Origin of the sequence: Mycolicibacterium llatzerense (genome assembly GCF_000878195.1) — a bacterium.
GTDB classification, from domain to species: Bacteria; Actinomycetota; Actinomycetes; order Mycobacteriales; family Mycobacteriaceae; genus Mycobacterium; species Mycobacterium llatzerense.
Window position 1 is genome coordinate 17616 of sequence record NZ_JXST01000027.1, and the last position, 15133, is coordinate 32748.

The window sequence follows — 15133 nt, forward strand, 5'->3', positions numbered from 1 at the left end:
GCCTCGCTCCACGCCGCAACCGGTCGGTCGCTGCGATGTTGAATCAGATTGTCGGACTGTTACTTTCGCCGTCACCGTCTTCGCCCTCGGTGGGGTAGAGCTGGGGTTGGTAGATGGTGTTGGTGCGGGGTTGTCCGACGTCCAGTAGTGGTGGTGGAGTCCAGTGCGCGCGGCCGTTTCGCATTTCTGTGGTCCAGCCGCCGTCGGTGGCCAGGCGGTTGTCGGGGCCACAGGCCAACGTGAGGTCGGTGATGTCGGTCCGGCCGCCGTCGCGCCAGTCGGCGACCGCGTGGTGGGCTTGGCAGTCGGCGGCGGGCCGTGTGCACTCGGGGCGGCTGCAGCCTTTGTCGCGGGCGAACAGCGCCAGGCGTTGGCCGGTGGTGGCGGTGCGCCGCGCCCGACCCATGTACAGCGGAATCGGGGTGTGATTCTCAAACACCGCGAGGTAGCAGGACGCCCCGGTGTGGGCGGCCAGGTTCAGCAGGTCCTTGACTGGCAGGGAGCTGCCGGTGTGGGTGTCTGCGACCCCGGCGCGGTCTTCTAACTGCTCGAGCGTGCAGGTCGCCACAATGGTGACCGGAAATCCGTTGTGCTCGCCCAAATCGGCGCTCAGGAGCAACCGGCCCATCGTTTCCCAGGCATCGTGCTGGCGCTGAGCTAGCGTGCGGTGATCGTTGTCGATCTGCTCTTGGGTGGGCGTCCCCGAGGTGCAGGGGTGTTCGTCGGCAGGGTTGCACATGCCAGGGGCCGCGTACTTGACCATCAACGCTTCGTAGATCGCGCGCGCCTGCGGGGTGAGCCGACCCCGCAGCTCACTGCTGCCATCGGCAGCCTGCTTCGATAGCACCAGGGCACGGTCCCGGTCCGGTTCGGGGTCGCGGTCATCAGGTTCGGGGCCGTCCTGATTGAGTTCGTAGAGCTTGCGTTTGACCACCGACCGCAACCCTTCCGGGGTGAGGTTCCGGGCGGCGGCCACCAGCGCCAGTTCAGATTCATCGAGGGTGTCCAGGCCGGCCCAGGTGGGCAGTTTGGCGAAGAACGATTCGATGACATCGACATGATCAGCATTGATCGCCCCCGCAGCGACCGCAGCAGCGACATACGGCCGCAGCGGCGCCAACAGCTCGCCAGTCAGCGACCGCCGCGGGGCCAACAACTCGGCGTGCCGGACCCGGCGGCGAGCCTCCTGGCTACTGAGCCGGTCCCGGGCACGCATCGCGTCGGCCCAGTTTCTCGCCCCGATCTCCTGCGCGGTGGTTTGGGCCTGCAATGCGGCCACCACGGCATGATCAACGGCTTGGGCGGCGCACCGCATCTGCTCACGGTGGGATTGCACCGCCAACAACTCCGGCACCGACAACGCCATGTAGTCCACCGCCGCAACCCGCGCCTGTGCCGTGTCGAGGTCGGTGTAGACCTCCTCCACGGCGGTGGTGCTGGCGATGTCCATAGTCGAACACTAGTTCGATGCACCGACAAGAAACCGCGGGAAATGTGGCGCTAGTTACCTACTGTGACCAGCGAAAACAAAGTGACCAAAGTTTTTTGGTAAGCGACCGCTAGAACAACATGAACTGGTCGCCGGCCGGTGTCCGGTCGACGAATTCCTCGACGTCCGACCCGCCGACCACATGGCCGAGCAGCGCCATGAAGTCCGCGTCGGAGACGAGCGGCACTCCGAGCTCCCTGGCCTGGTAGCCCTTGCCCTGCGCGGGCGCCGGCTCGTTGCAGATGACCAGCGAGGTCTGCGCATCGACACTGTCGGAGTAGGACAGTCCGGCGTGCACGATGCGCTCGATCACTTCTTCGTGGGTACGCAGCATCTCGCCCGACAGCGCCACCCGCATGCCCTGCACCAGCGGCTGCCCCGGCACGAACCGACCGGGGTTGGCATAGGCGCACGGGAGCCGTGACGCCAGGACCTTCAGCGGCCGCAGTTCGTCGTGGGTGATGGCGCCGCTGGGCCAGCGCTTGCGGCCCACGTTGCGGATCGGCAGCCAACGCTGGTGCTCGCGCGCGGCGGCCAGTGCCGGTTTGAGGATTTGGGCCAGCACCATGGCGTCGTCCAGCGCATCGTGCGGGCGGATCTGCGTCGCGCCGTAGTGCGTCGCCAGGGTCTCCAAACGCAGGTTCTCAGTACCCAGGTTGAGGCGCCGCGTCAGCTCGACGGTGCACATGACGTTGTCGACGGGCAGCACGGCGCCGACGCGCTCGCATTCGGCAGCCAGGAAGGCGTAGTCGAAGCCGGCATTGTGGGCGACCAGGGTGCGGCCGGACAGCACGGCGGCCAGATCGCCGACGACCTCACCGAAGGTCGGCTGGCCGGCCAGCATCTCGGGGGTCAGCCCATGCACGTGTGTGGGGCCGGGATCGACGCCCGGATTGAGCAGGCTGCTGAACGAATGCTCGACGTTCCCGTCGTCCCCGAGGGCCAGCGCCGCGACGCTGATCACCCGGGCGTGCCCGGGATCGAAACCCGACGTCTCGACGTCGACGACAGCCCAACCCGCGCCCGGCTCGGTGGCCGGTCGGCCCCAGCCGAGGTTGGTTTCGTCCACGTGGCAAGGATGGCACGGCCCCCTGACAGATTCGGCGGGCACCGCAGCGTGTCGCCGCCCGAATCAGGCGCGGGGGCGCACACCGTCGGCGACGGTGGCGAGGTAGGCAGCCAGCAGTCGGTCGACTTCGTCAGGACCGAACCGCAGCGCGCCCGGACGCCACGCCAGAGCCAGTAGACCGTTGAGGGTCGCCCAGAACACGGTGGCCAGGTCGTCGGGGTCCAAGTCTGCGCGGCCGAGCCCCGATTCGGCACCCTCCCGCAGCACTGCCGCGAGTTTGGCGTTCTGCGTCCGGGTCAGCTCGGCGATGCGGTTGACCGCGTCCGGCTCGTCGGGCGGCTCGACCAGAATCTGGAACTCGTGGGGACGCTCGCGGGCAAAGCGCGCATAGGCGCTGGCCGCCAGCATGATTCGCTCTTCAACGGTGCCGTCGGCGGCATAGGCCGCGTCCATGTACACCCGGCTCTCTTCCATCGCCTGCTCGGCCACCGCGGTGAGCAGCGCTGATCGCCCGCCGACCCGGTTGTAGATGGTCTGTACTGCGACGTCGGCGCGCTCGGCAACCGCCTCCAGGCTCAGCCCGTGCACGCCCTCGGTGGCGACGATCTCGCGCGCGGCGTCGACCACAGCGCGGCGATTGGCCGCGGCCCTGCGCTGGGTCCTCGTCATCGTTTCCAGGTCAGCCCGGCTCGCCGTCGCCATGCCGATAGTGTAACCGGCGCCACAGTTGTATGGACTTACAACTTTAGAAGTAGATCCATAACCTGTGTTCATGACCCGAGCCGACCTGACCTTCGCTTCCGGTGACAGCACCTGTGCCGCCTGGCTGTACACACCCACAACCCCAGCCACCGGGAAGCGACCGATCATCGTGATGGCCCACGGCCTCGGCTGTGTCAAGGAACAGCGCCTGGACGCGTTCGCCGAACGGTTCACCGCCGCCGGCTATGCCTGCCTGGTGTTCGACTACCGGCATTTCGGTGCCAGCGGCGGCCAGCCCCGGCAGCTGCTCGACATCAAGACCCAGCTCGCCGACTGGAAGTCGGCGGTCGCCCACGCCCGCACCCTCGACGGCGTCGACCCCGACCGCGTGGTCGTCTGGGGCACGTCGTTCGGCGGCGGGCACGTGATCGTCACCGCCGCGCAGGACAAGCGGATCGCGGCGGCAATCTCGCAATGCCCGTTCACCGACGGCTTCGCATCGTCATTTGCCATCCCGCCACTGACGTCGGCCAGAGTCACCGCGCGTGCACTGCGGGACGCGATCGGCGCACTCTTGGGTCGCGAGCCGGTGATGGTTCCCACCTACGGCCCACCCGGGTCGACGGCGCTGATGACCTCACCGGACTCGGTGGCCGGTATCCAGAACCTCCTGCCGCCGGGAGCCCAATTCGAGCATGACGTCGCAGCCCGGTTCGCCCTGCAGATCGTGCGCCACTTCCCCGGCCGTCAGGCCCGCAACGTCACCTGTCCCATCTTCTTCGCCATCTGCGAGCAGGACGCCGTCGCTCCGCCGAAGCCGACGCAGAAGTACGCCGCGCAGGCGCCTCGGAGCGAGATCAAGCTCTACGACACCGGCCATTTCGACATCTACGTCGGCGACGACTTCGAACGCAACGTCACCGACCAGCTCGCCTTCCTGTCCCGCCACGTCCCGGCGACGGCCGCTTCATGACGCGCTGTCACCTCGTCGGCTACGTGCTCTGGAGCGGCAACAGATGTTGATTGTGGAAGATGATCCCCTCGATGAGGTGGTCGAGGCTATCGTCACGGGCATGCTGCCTGGAAAGGATTTGAACCAATGACCACGATCGACCCCGACGCCCCCGTCCTCGTCACGGGCGCCAGCGGGTACATCGGCAGCTGGATCGTCCGTCGCCTCCTGGAGGCCGGCCGCACCGTCCACGGCACCGTGCGCAATCCGCAGAAGGCCACGGGCCTGGACCATCTGCACGCGCTGTCGGAAGGCCACCCGGGTCGGCTCAAACTCTTCAAGGCGGACCTGCTCGACACCGGCAGCTTCGACGAGGCCATGGCCGGGTGCGAGCTGGTCATGCACACCGCGTCGCCGTTCCTGCTCCAGGGCGTCACCGATCCGGAGGAAGCACTGGTCCGCCCAGCGCTGGAGGGCACCCGCAACGTGCTGGACTCGGTCAACCGCACTGAAAGCGTCAAGCGCGTGGTGCTGACCAGCAGTGTGGTCGCGATCTACGGTGACGCCCGCGAATCACGGGACGTCACCGGCGGAGTGTTCACGGAAGAACGGTGGAACACCACCAGCAGCGTTGACCACCAGCCTTATTCGTACTCCAAGACCGTGGCCGAGCAGGAGGCCTGGCGGTACCAGAAGGCACAGGACCGCTGGGACATGGTCACCATCCATCCGGGCCTGGTACTCGGACCTGCCCTGACCAGTGCCAGCGACTCGGCCAGCCTGGCCACCATGAAGCAGTTCACCGACGGCACCATGCTGACCGGGGCACCGGCGTTGACCATGGGAGTCGTGGACGTGCGCGATGTCGCCGATGCGCACGTGCTCGCCGGCTTCACCCCCGAAGCGCACGACCGCTACCTCGTCAACGCCGACTCGCTGAGCCTGCTGGAGATCGGCAAGATCCTGCGCGGCAAGTTCGGCTCGCTCTATCCGTTCCCGTGGACGAAGGTCCCCAAGGTGGCGGTCAAGGTGGTGGCTCCGGCGATCGGGCTGACCAGGGAGTTCGTCGACACCAACGTGGGCTACCCCATTGCCTTCGACGCCAGCCGCAGCCAACGCGAGCTGGGACTGACGTATCGGCCGGTCGCCGACACCATCACCGACCATTTCCAGCAGATGCTCGACGACGGACTGGTGCCGCGCCGGCCCAAGCTCCTGTAGGTGGGTAGCCTCACACGTGTCGTCACATCCGGGGCGGTCCTCCTAGAATTCCCGGGATGATCACCGCACGAGGACGCATCGCGCTGGGCGCGGGCGCCGCCGCCCGCTGGGCGTCGCGCGTGACGGGCCGCGGTGCCGGCGCCATGATCGGCGGGCTCGTCGCCATGAAGCTGGACCCGTCGATCCTGGGACAGCTGGGTTCCGGGCGGCGCTCGGTCGTGGTCACCGGCACCAACGGCAAGTCCACGACGACGCGCATGACTGCCGCCGCGCTGGCGACCATCGGCCCGGTGGCCTCCAACAGCGAGGGCGCCAACATGGACGCCGGGCTGATCGCCGCGCTGGCCGGGTCGCGCAAGGCAACGCTCGCCGCGCTCGAGGTCGACGAGATGCACGTGCCGCACGTGTCGGACGCGGTGGACCCGTCGGTGATCGTGTTGCTCAACCTGTCCCGCGACCAACTGGACCGCGTCGGCGAGATCAACCACATCGAGCGGACGCTGCGGGCCGGGCTGGCCCGTCACCCTTCGGCTGTGGTGGTCGCCAACTGTGACGACGTGCTGGTGACGTCGGCGGCCTACGACTGTCCCAACGTGGTGTGGGTCGCCGCCGGCGGCGGCTGGTCCGGCGACTCGGTGAGCTGTCCGCGCAGCGGTGAGGTGATCGTCCGCGAGAACGGGCACTGGCATTCGACCGGTACCGACTTTTCCCGGCCGACTCCGCAGTGGTGGTACGACGAGACGAATATCTATGGGCCGGAAGGCTTTACCGCGCCGATGACGCTGGCCCTGCCCGGCACGGTGAACCGCGGTAACGCGACACAGGCCGTCGCCGCAGCGGTGGCGCTGGGTGCGTCGGCCGCGGCTGCAGTGACCGCAGTTTCCGGGGTCGACGAGGTCGCCGGACGCTACCGGACCCTGCAGGTCGGCGAACACACCGTGCGCATGCTGCTGGCCAAGAACCCCGCCGGCTGGCAGGAGGCGCTGTCCATGGTCTCCAGTGATGTTGCGGGAGCGGTTATTTCGGTGAACGGCCAGGTGCCCGACGGCGAAGACCTGTCCTGGCTGTGGGACGTGAATTTCGAGCACTTCGTCGACTTCCCGGCGCCCATCGTGTCGGCCGGCGAGCGCGGCACCGACCTCGCGGTACGCCTGGGCTACGCGGGCGTCGACCACACACTGGTGCACGACACATTGGCAGCCATCAAGTCGTGCCCGCCCGGACACGTCGAGGTGATCGCGAACTACACGGCGTTCCTGCAACTCAATCGGGAGCTCGCATGACGGTGCAGATCGGCCTCGTCCTCCCCGACGTGATGGGCACCTACGGCGACGGCGGCAACGCCGTCGTGCTGCGACAGCGCTTGCGGCTCAGGGGAATTGATGCCGAGATCGTCGAGATCACCCTGGGCGACCCGGTGCCGGACTCGATGGATCTGTACACGCTCGGCGGTGCCGAGGACTACGCGCAGCGCCTGGCGACCCGGCATCTGCTGCGGTACCCGGGTCTGCAACGCGCGGCCGAGCGCGGCGCTCCGGTGCTGGCAATCTGCGCGGCCATCCAGGTGCTCGGGCACTGGTACGAGACGTCGTCGGGCGAGCGCGTCGACGGCGTCGGACTGCTTGATGTGACCACGTCGCCACAGCCCGAGCGCACCATCGGTGAAGTGACCTCGGTCCCGGTGATCGACGGGTTGTCCACCAAGCTCACCGGCTTCGAAAACCACCGCGGTGGAACCGATCTCGGACCGCTGGCCGCACCCCTGGCTCGGGTCGAGAAGGGCGCCGGCAACCGCGCGGGCTCGGGCTACGACGGCGTCGTGCAGGGCAGTGTGGTCGCCACCTATCTGCACGGCCCGTGCCTGGCCCGTAATCCAGAGCTGGCCGACCACCTGCTGGCCCAGGTGGTCGGCGACCTGCCGCCCCTGGAACTGCCCGAGGTCGACCTGCTCCGCACCGAGCGCCTCGCCGCGCCCCGTCGGGCCTAGTTCAACAACCCGGTGCCCTTGGCGACGAACGCCAAGCCGACGAGCGTCATGATCGCCACCACGATCTGCTGCTGATAGCCACGTGCCCAATCGTGCACTTTCCGCAGCACCGCTTGGGTTTTCGCGGGGGTGACGACGTTGCAGAGCAGCACCACCTCGACGACCGCGAGGCTCACCACGATGAACACCACCGCGACGCCGAGCTGGGTGCCGATCGCGGCGCCCGACGCCAGGATGGTCGTGAGGGCGAACAGCACCAGCGACGGGTTCGGGCCGGCCCAGAACCCGATCACCGCCGCGACCCACAATGCCCCGCTCTCCCAGGCTCTTTGGGCGCGTCCCAGTAATCCACCCCGCGCAGGCGCATCTGGGTCCCGCTGCAACAACTTCGAGATGGGTGAGACGTCCGCATCCGGAACGCGCTTGCGCGTCACCATCCGCACCGCCATCAGCGCCGCGATGGCCAGGAGCAGCACGCCCGCAGTCACCTGGATGTACCGCATCGTGGCGCTCGCGGTGGTCCTCGGGTTGGCCAGATCGTGCACCCACGCGACGTCGGTGACGTGCAGCGCCAGCAGCGGAAGCAACAGCAGCATGACGCTCGCGGCCACACAGCCGACCCAGTACACCAGCAGGTTCTGCGCCGGGCGCGGCCGGGAGATCAGCAACAGGTTGACGCCGAGGCGCACCGGGTCGAACGCAATAGGCAGCGCCAGCACCGCCACAGAACCCCACATTGCCGCCAACTTACCCGGCGCCGCGAGTTACGAGGTCGGCCGCAGCACCGAGATCAGCGCGTCGATCACCGAACTGTCCTCGATGGTGGACGGGACGACGTAGTCGACGCCTTCGGCGATCTGCCGCATGGTCTTTCGCAGGATCTTCCCCGACCGGGTCTTGGGCAGGGCGCCGACGACGGTGACGTCGCGGAAGGTCGCGACCGCGCCGATCTGGTCACGCACCATCGCCGCGAGTTCCTGCTGCAGTGCCGCGCCGTCGATGTCCGCGCCGGCTTTCAGCACGACGTAACCACTCGGCCGTTGCCCCTTGAGGTCGTCGTGGATACCGATGACGGCGCACTCGGCCACAGCCCGGTGCCCGGCGATGACCGCCTCGATACTCCCGGTCGAAAGCCGGTGCCCCGCAACGTTGATGACGTCGTCGGTGCGGCCCAGTACGGTGAGATATCCGTCATCGTCGACGTAGCCGAAGTCGCCCGTCAGGTAGTAGCCGGGGAACGCGGTCAGGTAGGACTGCACGAATCCCTTGGGGTTCTGCCACAACCCGGCGAGGGTGCCGGGCGGCAGCGGCAGCTTGATGACGATGTTGCCTTCGACGCCGGATGCGACGGGGTTACCGGAGGCGTCGACGATGCCGACCTGGTAACCGGGTACCGGAACGGTCGGCGATCCGGCCTTGATGGGCATCGGCTCGAGCCCTCGCAGGTTGGCGCAGATGGCCCAGCCGGTCTCGGTCTGCCACCAGTGGTCGACGACGGGACAGTGCAGGACGTCCGACGCCCACTCGTAGGTGTCGGGGTCCAGGCGTTCGCCCGCGACGAACAGCGTGTGCAACGTCGAAATGTCATGTCCCGCAAGCATCGATGCGTTCGGATCGGCCTTGCGGATGGCGCGCAGCGCGGTCGGTGCGGTGAACAGCGCTTGCACCCCGTGCTGTTCGATGACTCGCCAGAAGGCACCGGCGTCGGGCGTGCCGACGGGCTTGCCTTCGTAGAGCACCGTGGTCGCACCGGCAATAAGGGGTCCGTAGACGATGTACGAGCTGCCGACGACCCACCCGATGTCCGAGGCGGTCCACATCACCTGGCCGGCGCTGATGTCGTAGACGTTCTTCATCGACCAGGCCAGCGCGACGGCGTGCCCACCGTTGTCGCGCACGACGCCCTTGGGCTTCCCGGTGGTCCCGGAGGTGTAGAGGATGTAGAGCGGGTCGGTGGCAGCGACAGGCACGGGAGCCACCGGCGCAGCGTCCGCCACCAGCTCGTCCCAGTCCAGGTAACCCGGGTAGTCGGCGGCCTCACCGGCGATCTCGCCGCGGTTCTTGACGATCACCGTCGCGGGCGCCGAAGACGACAACGCCAGCGCCTTGGCGACGGCGGGCAGGTACTCGACCGTCCGCCCTGGCTCCAGCCCACCCGAGGCCGTCAGCAGGGCCACCGGCTGCGCGTCGTCGATGCGGGCCGCGAGTTCGTTGGCCGCGAACCCGCCGAAAACCACCGAGTGGACGGCGCCGATGCGGGCGCAGGCCAGCATCGCGATGACCGCTTCGGGAATCATCGGCATGTACACCACGACGCGGTCGCCCTTGGTGACGCCTTGTGCGGCAAGCGCTCCGGCGAAGCGCGCCACGCGGTCGAGCAGCTCGGCGTACGTGAAGGACTGCTGCACGCCAACCATCGCCGAGTCGTAGATCAGCGCGGTGCGGTCCCCGTTGCCGGCCTCGACGTGCCGGTCGAGGGCGTTGTAGCAGGTGTTGAGCTGCCCGTCGGGGAACCAGCGGTAGTGCGGCGCCGCGGAATCGTCGAGCGCGCGGGTCGGCGGAACGGTCCAGTCGATGGCCTCGGCGGCCGCCAGCCAGAAGTCGTCGGGCCGCTGCGCAGCGGCCTCGAACGCCTCGCGATAGGCGCTCACGAGACCTCCTTGGCCACGGCGGAAAACACCGTCATGAACCAGTCCAGGTCCGACATCGAGAACACAAGAGGTGGGCGCACTTTGAGGATGTTGCCATGTCCGCCGCACACAGAGATCAGAACCCGGTTTTCCCGCATCAAGTCGACGATGCGCTGCGCCTGGGCCCGGTCGTGTTCCTTGCTGTCGGGGTCGGTGACGATCTCGACGCCGGTGTACAGCCCGGTCCCGCGCACGTCACCCACGAACGGGTGGTCCTTGGCCAGCGCGCGCAGTTCGGCGCGAAGTTGATCGCCGACCTCGACGGCGTGGGCGGCGAGCCCGTCACCCTGGATGATGTCGAGGACGGCCTGCGCCGCGGCCATCGACACCGGGTTTCCGCCAAAGGTGTTGAAATACGGGGTCTCCCGCGCGAAGGCATCGAGAATCTCCGGGCGGGCGGCCATCGCGGCGACCGGAATGCCGTTGCCCATCGGCTTGCCCATGGTCACCAGGTCGGGCACGACGCCATGCCGCTGGAAACCCCACATCGCCTCGCCGGTCCGGGAGAAACCGGGCTGAACTTCGTCGGCGATGAACACGCCACCAGCGCGGTGGACCACCTCGACTGCGGGCCCCAGCACCGTCGGGTCGACGTAGATGCCGTCGGAGGAGAAGATCGAATCCAGCAGCAGCGCACTGAACTTGTGGCCGTGCCGTTCGAGGTCGGCGATCGCGCCGCTGACCTGGTCGGCGAACCAGCGGCCCAGTTCCGCCGGATCGATGCGGTAGGAGTCCGGGGCCGGCACGGTGCGGACATTGGTGCCCAGCGGCAGCCCGACGCCCAGCGAGGGCGACATCGCCGAGATCAGCGCGCTGTTGCCGTGGTACGCCTCTTCGGTGACGATGACCCCGGTCCCGCCGGTGTACTGCTCGGCCACCCGGACGGCGAGGTCGTTCGCCTCAGACCCGGTGCAGGTGAACATGATCGACGAGATTTCCGCGGGGAACGTGGCGAGCAACTGCTCGGAATAGTCGAGGATGCCGCCGTGCAGATAGCGGGTGTGGGTATTCAGTTCCGACATCTGGCGGGTCACCGCCTCGATCACCCGCGGGTTGCAGTGCCCCACGCTGGCCACGTTGTTGTAGGCGTCGAGGTACTTGTTGCCCTCGGCGTCGAACAGATGGGCGCCGGCACCCTTCACCAGATGCACCGGCCGGCTGTAGAAGAGCCGGTACGACGGGCCCAGCGCCCTGCGCCGCTTCTCCACCATGGCATCGGTGGCGGGGTCCAGCGCTTCCCCGCCGGTGTAGCTGTTGGAGTCCATGATTGTGGAGAAAGCCATGTTCGTTGTCCTTGCGATAGAAGCGATCGGCGCTGGATGCGGGTGTGGCGTCAGCGCTCGTCGTCGAGTACGACGCGGCCCAGCCGGTCGTAGCGCTGCGGGGATCGGGCCCGCAGTACGAGGGCGATGACGATTCCGACGGTGGCGGTGGTGCCGACCACGTACGGGATCGAGGTGAAGACGATGTCTTCGGATGCCGTGCCGGCGGCGAAGGACGCGTTCTTGATCAGTAGGTAGATCACATAGAGCATCCCGACACCGCCCAGTCCGGGCGCCACCAAGGTGCGGAACCAGTGCGCAGTCTCCGGATGTTGTTTGCGCACATGGAAGTACGAGACCACCGAGAACGCCGCCAGCGCCTGCACGATCAGGATGGCTGCGGTGCCCAGGAGGGCGCCGAGGCCGTACAGCCCGCTGTAGGGGTCGCGACCCGAGACGGCGAACCACACGACGATGAGCAGCGCCAGGCCACTCTGCACGAAGCTGGCGACGTGCGGCGAGCCGTGGATGTGGTGCGTGCGCCCAACGGTTTTCGCGGTCCCGGGGATGATGTCTTCGCGACCGATCGCGTAGATGTAACGCGCCGCGCAGTTGTGGAAGGCCATGCCGCACGCGTAGGAGCCGGTGGCCAGCAGGATCTGGAACATGGTCACCGCCCACCCGCCGAGGTGGTCGCGCACCGGACCGAAGAAGATCTCGCCGGCCGTGTTCGTATCCTGCGCCAGCGCAATGGCTTTGGCGGGTCCGGTGCCGACGATCGCCAGCCACGACACCACGACGTAGAAGGCACCGATGCCCAACACCGACGACATGATGGCGATGGGGATGATCTTCTTCGGGTTCTTGGATTCCTCGCCGTACATCGCGCTGGATTCGAAACCGACCCAGGACCAGAAGGCGAAGAACAGGCCCACGCCGGCCGACCCCACCACGGCCATGGTGCCCACGCCGTTGACGTTCGGGACGACGGCATTCAGGCCCTTCAGCCCGTTGATCGGATTGAGCGACCCCAACGACCAACCTTCAGGGCCGCCACCGCTGACGACGACGGACCCGGCCATCAGGGTCAGCATGACGATCTCGGTAACCAGCAGTCCGCCAAGCACTTTCGCGGCCAGGTTGACGTCGAAGTAGGTCAGGACAGCATTGGCGACGATCATCGCCACCGCGAACATCAGCCACGGCAGCTTGACGCCGAAGAGCGAGGTGAACAGGTCCCGGGAGAAGAACGCGAAGATGCCGACGAGAGCCGGTTCGAACACGACGTAGGCCAGCATGGTCAGGAAACCCGCGGATAGGCCGACGACCCGGCCGAGACCGTGGGAGATGTAGCCGTAGAAGGCGCCGGTCGCGGTGATGTGCTTTGACATCGCCGCGTAGCCGACGGAGAACAGCCCCAGCACGATCGTCGCGATCAGGTACCCCGCGGGGGCCGCCGCGCCGTTGCCGAATCCGATGGCGATGGGCACGTTGCCGACCATCGCGGTGATGGGGGCGGCGGTGGCCACCGCCATGAAAAGCACGCCGACCAGGCCGACGGCGTCGCGTTTGAGTCGCTGCACTCCGGGGGCGCCATCCGGCGCCGCGGTGACTGGGGCAGTTCGTGGGTAATCGTCGATCTCACTCATGGGTGCCAACCGATCCGGATCTGGTTTTGGTTTATTTGGTCTGCTCTATCGAGCGGCAGTTCAGCTATCCAGTGGACCAATGGACCCCCAGGCCATCGGCACAGCGCTATTGGTACCAGACCGGTTTAGCGTGGTCAATACCCCAATTTTGCCGCGTTTCCGGCGCGTAAATCTGTCGTTACCAATTTTTGGATTTGGTTCACTTTCGGCTCGGAGTGCGGTACAACTGACCAGACCAAAAAGTGACCGTGCCCACACCGCCAGTTCAGGAGAGCCACAATGAGCGACATGGCCGCCGCCGACTACGAACGCTTCGCGCATGCCGCGCTCCCGCACTACGGGCTCGACGCGGCGACGGTCACGCTGCTCAGCTACTCGGAGAACGGCACCTTCCTCGTGGAATCAGGGAACGAGCGGCAGGTCCTGCGCGTGCACCGGCCCGGGTACCACTCGCTGGCCGCCATCGAATCCGAACTCGACTGGATGGAGAGCCTGCGCACCGACTCGTCCATCACGACGCCGCGGGTGATCGCGGCACCCGACGGCCGCCGCGTGGTGGAGGCGCGGATCGGCGACGAGAGCTGTCTGGTCGATCTGTTCACGTTCGTGGAGGGCACCATCGCCGAGGATGACGCCTCCGACATCAGCTTCAGCGAGTTGGGCGCCATCACCGCGACACTGCACGAGCACGTCCAGCGCTGGCAGCTACCGGAGACCTTCACGCGGTTCCGCTGGGATCTCGACACCATGCTCGGCGCCGCCGGCCGGTGGGGCAACTGGCGTGACGCGCCGGCCCTGACGGCCGAGGACGCCACCGTCATCGAAGCGGCCGAACGCAAGGTCATCGATCGGCTCACCGAGTACGGCATGGGGCCCGAACGCTTCGGGTTGGTCCACGCCGACCTGCGGATGTCGAACCTGATGGTGCACGGCGGCAAGATCACCGTCATCGACTTCGATGACTGCGGCTGGTCGTGGTACCTCGCTGACCTCGGTGCCGTGGTGTCATTCGTCGAGGACTCCCCCGGCGCCGCGCGCATCGTCGACGAGTGGCTCTCGGGGTACCGCAGCGTCCGCGACATTCCCGCCGCCGACCTCGTCGAGATCCCCACCTTCGTCATGTTGCGCCGCCTGATGCTCACGGCCTGGATCGGCTCCCATCCCGAATCCGGCCCGGCACAGACCCTCGGCGGCCGATATGCCTCCGGCACAGCGCAATTGGCGCAGGCCTACCTCACCGACCCATCCTGGTTCCGGGTCGACGTTCCCGCCGCTGCACCGACTCTCATCCACTGACGACAAGGACAACCCGTGTTCGATCTCACCAACAAGAACGTCATCGTCACCGGCGGCACCAAGGGCATCGGCTACGGCATCGCCGCCGTCTTCGCCACCGCGGGGGCCAACGTCGCGGTCGCCGCCCGGTCGCTGCACGACCTCGACACCGCTGTCGCCGGCCTCGACGGCCTGGGGTCCGGCAAGGTCATCGGCGTCTCCGTCGACGTCGCCGATCCCCGGTCCTGCCAGGCCATGGCCACGGCCGCCGTCGACGCCTTCGGCGGCATCGACGTGCTGTGCGCCAACGCCGGCATCTTCCCCGAGGCCCCTCTTGCGACCATGACGCCCGAGGACCTGGCCACCGTGCTCGACGTCAACGTCAAGGGCACCGTCTACAGCGTGCAGGCCTGCCTCGACGCACTGACCAAGAGCGGCGCCGGACGCGTCGTCATCACCTCGTCGATCACCGGCCCGGTCACCGGGTTCCCCGGCTGGTCGCACTACGGCGCCTCCAAGGCCGCGCAGCTGGGCTTCATGCGCACCGCCGCAATCGAACTCGCCGCCAAGAGCATCACCGTCAACGCCGTGCTGCCCGGCAACATCCTCACCGAGGGACTGCAGGAAATGGGCGAGGACTACCTCGCCGGCATGGCCCGGTCCATCCCGGCCGGCACGCTGGGTACCCCTGAAGACATCGGCCACCTCGCCGCGTTCCTCGCCACCGATGAGGCCCGCTACATCACCGGGCAGTCCATCGTCGTCGACGGCGGGCAAATCCTGCCCGAATCCCTGGACGCCCTCGCGGGCTGACAGTCGGTCGGTACGGTGAACCAC

At 67.5% G+C, this 15133-nt stretch carries 13 protein-coding genes; 6 read left to right on the forward strand and 7 right to left on the reverse strand.

The window, feature by feature from the left end; all coding sequences use genetic code 11:
- Nucleotides 1-43 precede the first annotated feature (43 nt).
- From TL10_RS18795 to TL10_RS18805, 3 genes are all read right to left on the reverse strand, one after another.
- Nucleotides 44-1450 carry an HNH endonuclease signature motif containing protein gene (locus TL10_RS18795; RefSeq protein ID WP_043986815.1) on the reverse strand — a complete coding sequence of 469 codons (1407 nt, stop codon included), beginning with the start codon at nt 1448-1450 and terminating at the stop codon, nt 44-46.
- A 109-nt stretch (nt 1451-1559) separates the two neighbouring features.
- Nucleotides 1560-2558 (reverse strand): DEDDh family exonuclease, encoded by a 999-nt coding sequence (locus tag TL10_RS18800; RefSeq protein ID WP_043986816.1) that lies wholly within the window; start codon nt 2556-2558, stop codon nt 1560-1562.
- Nucleotides 2559-2621: 63 nt separating this feature from the next.
- Nucleotides 2622-3227 (reverse strand): TetR/AcrR family transcriptional regulator, encoded by a 606-nt coding sequence (locus tag TL10_RS18805; protein WP_043399613.1) that lies wholly within the window; start codon nt 3225-3227, stop codon nt 2622-2624.
- 103 nt (nt 3228-3330) lie between these two features.
- On the opposite strand from TL10_RS18805, the gene TL10_RS18810 reads away from it, so the two are divergent.
- The 4 genes from TL10_RS18810 to TL10_RS18825 all read left to right on the forward strand — a co-directional run bounded on the left by TL10_RS18810 (nt 3331) and on the right by TL10_RS18825 (nt 7420).
- A complete protein-coding gene (locus TL10_RS18810) occupies nt 3331-4233 on the forward strand; it encodes an alpha/beta hydrolase (RefSeq protein WP_082068000.1) in 903 nt (300 codons plus the stop codon).
- Nucleotides 4234-4359: 126 nt separating this feature from the next.
- Nucleotides 4360-5433, forward strand: a complete 1074-nt coding sequence (locus TL10_RS18815) for an SDR family oxidoreductase (protein WP_202813119.1) — start codon at nt 4360-4362, stop codon at nt 5431-5433.
- Nucleotides 5434-5489: 56 nt separating this feature from the next.
- Complete coding sequence (locus TL10_RS18820) at nt 5490-6716, forward strand: Mur ligase family protein (protein WP_043986817.1); 1227 nt, start codon at nt 5490-5492, stop codon at nt 6714-6716.
- The gene (locus tag TL10_RS18825; RefSeq protein ID WP_043986819.1) at nt 6713-7420 is read left to right on the forward strand and encodes a type 1 glutamine amidotransferase; all 708 of its coding nucleotides are present in this window, start codon (nt 6713-6715) and stop codon (nt 7418-7420) included. Before TL10_RS18820 ends, TL10_RS18825 begins: the two co-directional genes overlap by 4 nt.
- Here TL10_RS18825 and TL10_RS18830 read toward each other — a convergent pair.
- From TL10_RS18830 to TL10_RS18845, 4 genes are read right to left on the reverse strand one after another with little or no spacing between them, the layout of a single operon-like run.
- Complete coding sequence (locus TL10_RS18830; RefSeq protein ID WP_043986820.1) at nt 7417-8157, reverse strand: GAP family protein; 741 nt, start codon at nt 8155-8157, stop codon at nt 7417-7419. The two genes, TL10_RS18825 and TL10_RS18830, sit on opposite strands and share 4 nt — an antisense overlap.
- A gap of 27 nt (nt 8158-8184) precedes the next feature.
- Nucleotides 8185-10071, reverse strand: a complete 1887-nt coding sequence (locus TL10_RS18835) for a propionyl-CoA synthetase (protein WP_043986821.1) — start codon at nt 10069-10071, stop codon at nt 8185-8187.
- The gene (locus tag TL10_RS18840; protein ID WP_043986822.1) at nt 10068-11393 is read right to left on the reverse strand and encodes an aspartate aminotransferase family protein; all 1326 of its coding nucleotides are present in this window, start codon (nt 11391-11393) and stop codon (nt 10068-10070) included. The genes TL10_RS18835 and TL10_RS18840 overlap by 4 nt, the downstream gene beginning before the upstream one ends.
- A 50-nt stretch (nt 11394-11443) precedes the next feature.
- Entirely contained in the window at nt 11444-13021 is a 1578-nt protein-coding gene (locus TL10_RS18845) for an APC family permease (protein ID WP_043986823.1), read from the reverse strand.
- Between the two features lie 279 nt (nt 13022-13300).
- On the opposite strand from TL10_RS18845, the gene TL10_RS18850 reads away from it, so the two are divergent.
- Both TL10_RS18850 and fabG read left to right on the forward strand, forming a co-directional pair.
- The gene (locus TL10_RS18850; protein WP_043986824.1) at nt 13301-14317 is read left to right on the forward strand and encodes a phosphotransferase enzyme family protein; all 1017 of its coding nucleotides are present in this window, start codon (nt 13301-13303) and stop codon (nt 14315-14317) included.
- Between the two features lie 15 nt (nt 14318-14332).
- Nucleotides 14333-15109 carry a 3-oxoacyl-ACP reductase FabG gene (gene fabG, locus TL10_RS18855; RefSeq protein WP_043986825.1) on the forward strand — a complete coding sequence of 259 codons (777 nt, stop codon included), beginning with the start codon at nt 14333-14335 and terminating at the stop codon, nt 15107-15109.
- Nucleotides 15110-15133 lie beyond the last annotated feature (24 nt).

Bases quoted from the DNA above. Each gene is read 5' to 3' on its own strand.
- TL10_RS18825 (WP_043986819.1), top strand. From the start codon at position 6,713: ATGACGGTGCAGATCGGCCTCGTCCTCCCCGACGTGATGGGCACCTAC.
- TL10_RS18850 (WP_043986824.1), top strand. From the start codon at position 13,301: ATGAGCGACATGGCCGCCGCCGACTACGAACGCTTCGCGCATGCCGCG.
- TL10_RS18815 (WP_202813119.1), top strand. From the start codon at position 4,360: ATGACCACGATCGACCCCGACGCCCCCGTCCTCGTCACGGGCGCCAGC.
- TL10_RS18805 (WP_043399613.1), bottom strand. From the start codon at position 3,227: ATGACGAGGACCCAGCGCAGGGCCGCGGCCAATCGCCGCGCTGTGGTC.
- TL10_RS18830 (WP_043986820.1), bottom strand. From the start codon at position 8,157: ATGTGGGGTTCTGTGGCGGTGCTGGCGCTGCCTATTGCGTTCGACCCG.
- TL10_RS18810 (WP_082068000.1), top strand. From the start codon at position 3,331: ATGACCCGAGCCGACCTGACCTTCGCTTCCGGTGACAGCACCTGTGCC.
- TL10_RS18840 (WP_043986822.1), bottom strand. From the start codon at position 11,393: ATGGCTTTCTCCACAATCATGGACTCCAACAGCTACACCGGCGGGGAA.
- TL10_RS18845 (WP_043986823.1), bottom strand. From the start codon at position 13,021: ATGAGTGAGATCGACGATTACCCACGAACTGCCCCAGTCACCGCGGCG.
- TL10_RS18820 (WP_043986817.1), top strand. From the start codon at position 5,490: ATGATCACCGCACGAGGACGCATCGCGCTGGGCGCGGGCGCCGCCGCC.
- TL10_RS18795 (WP_043986815.1), bottom strand. From the start codon at position 1,450: ATGGACATCGCCAGCACCACCGCCGTGGAGGAGGTCTACACCGACCTC.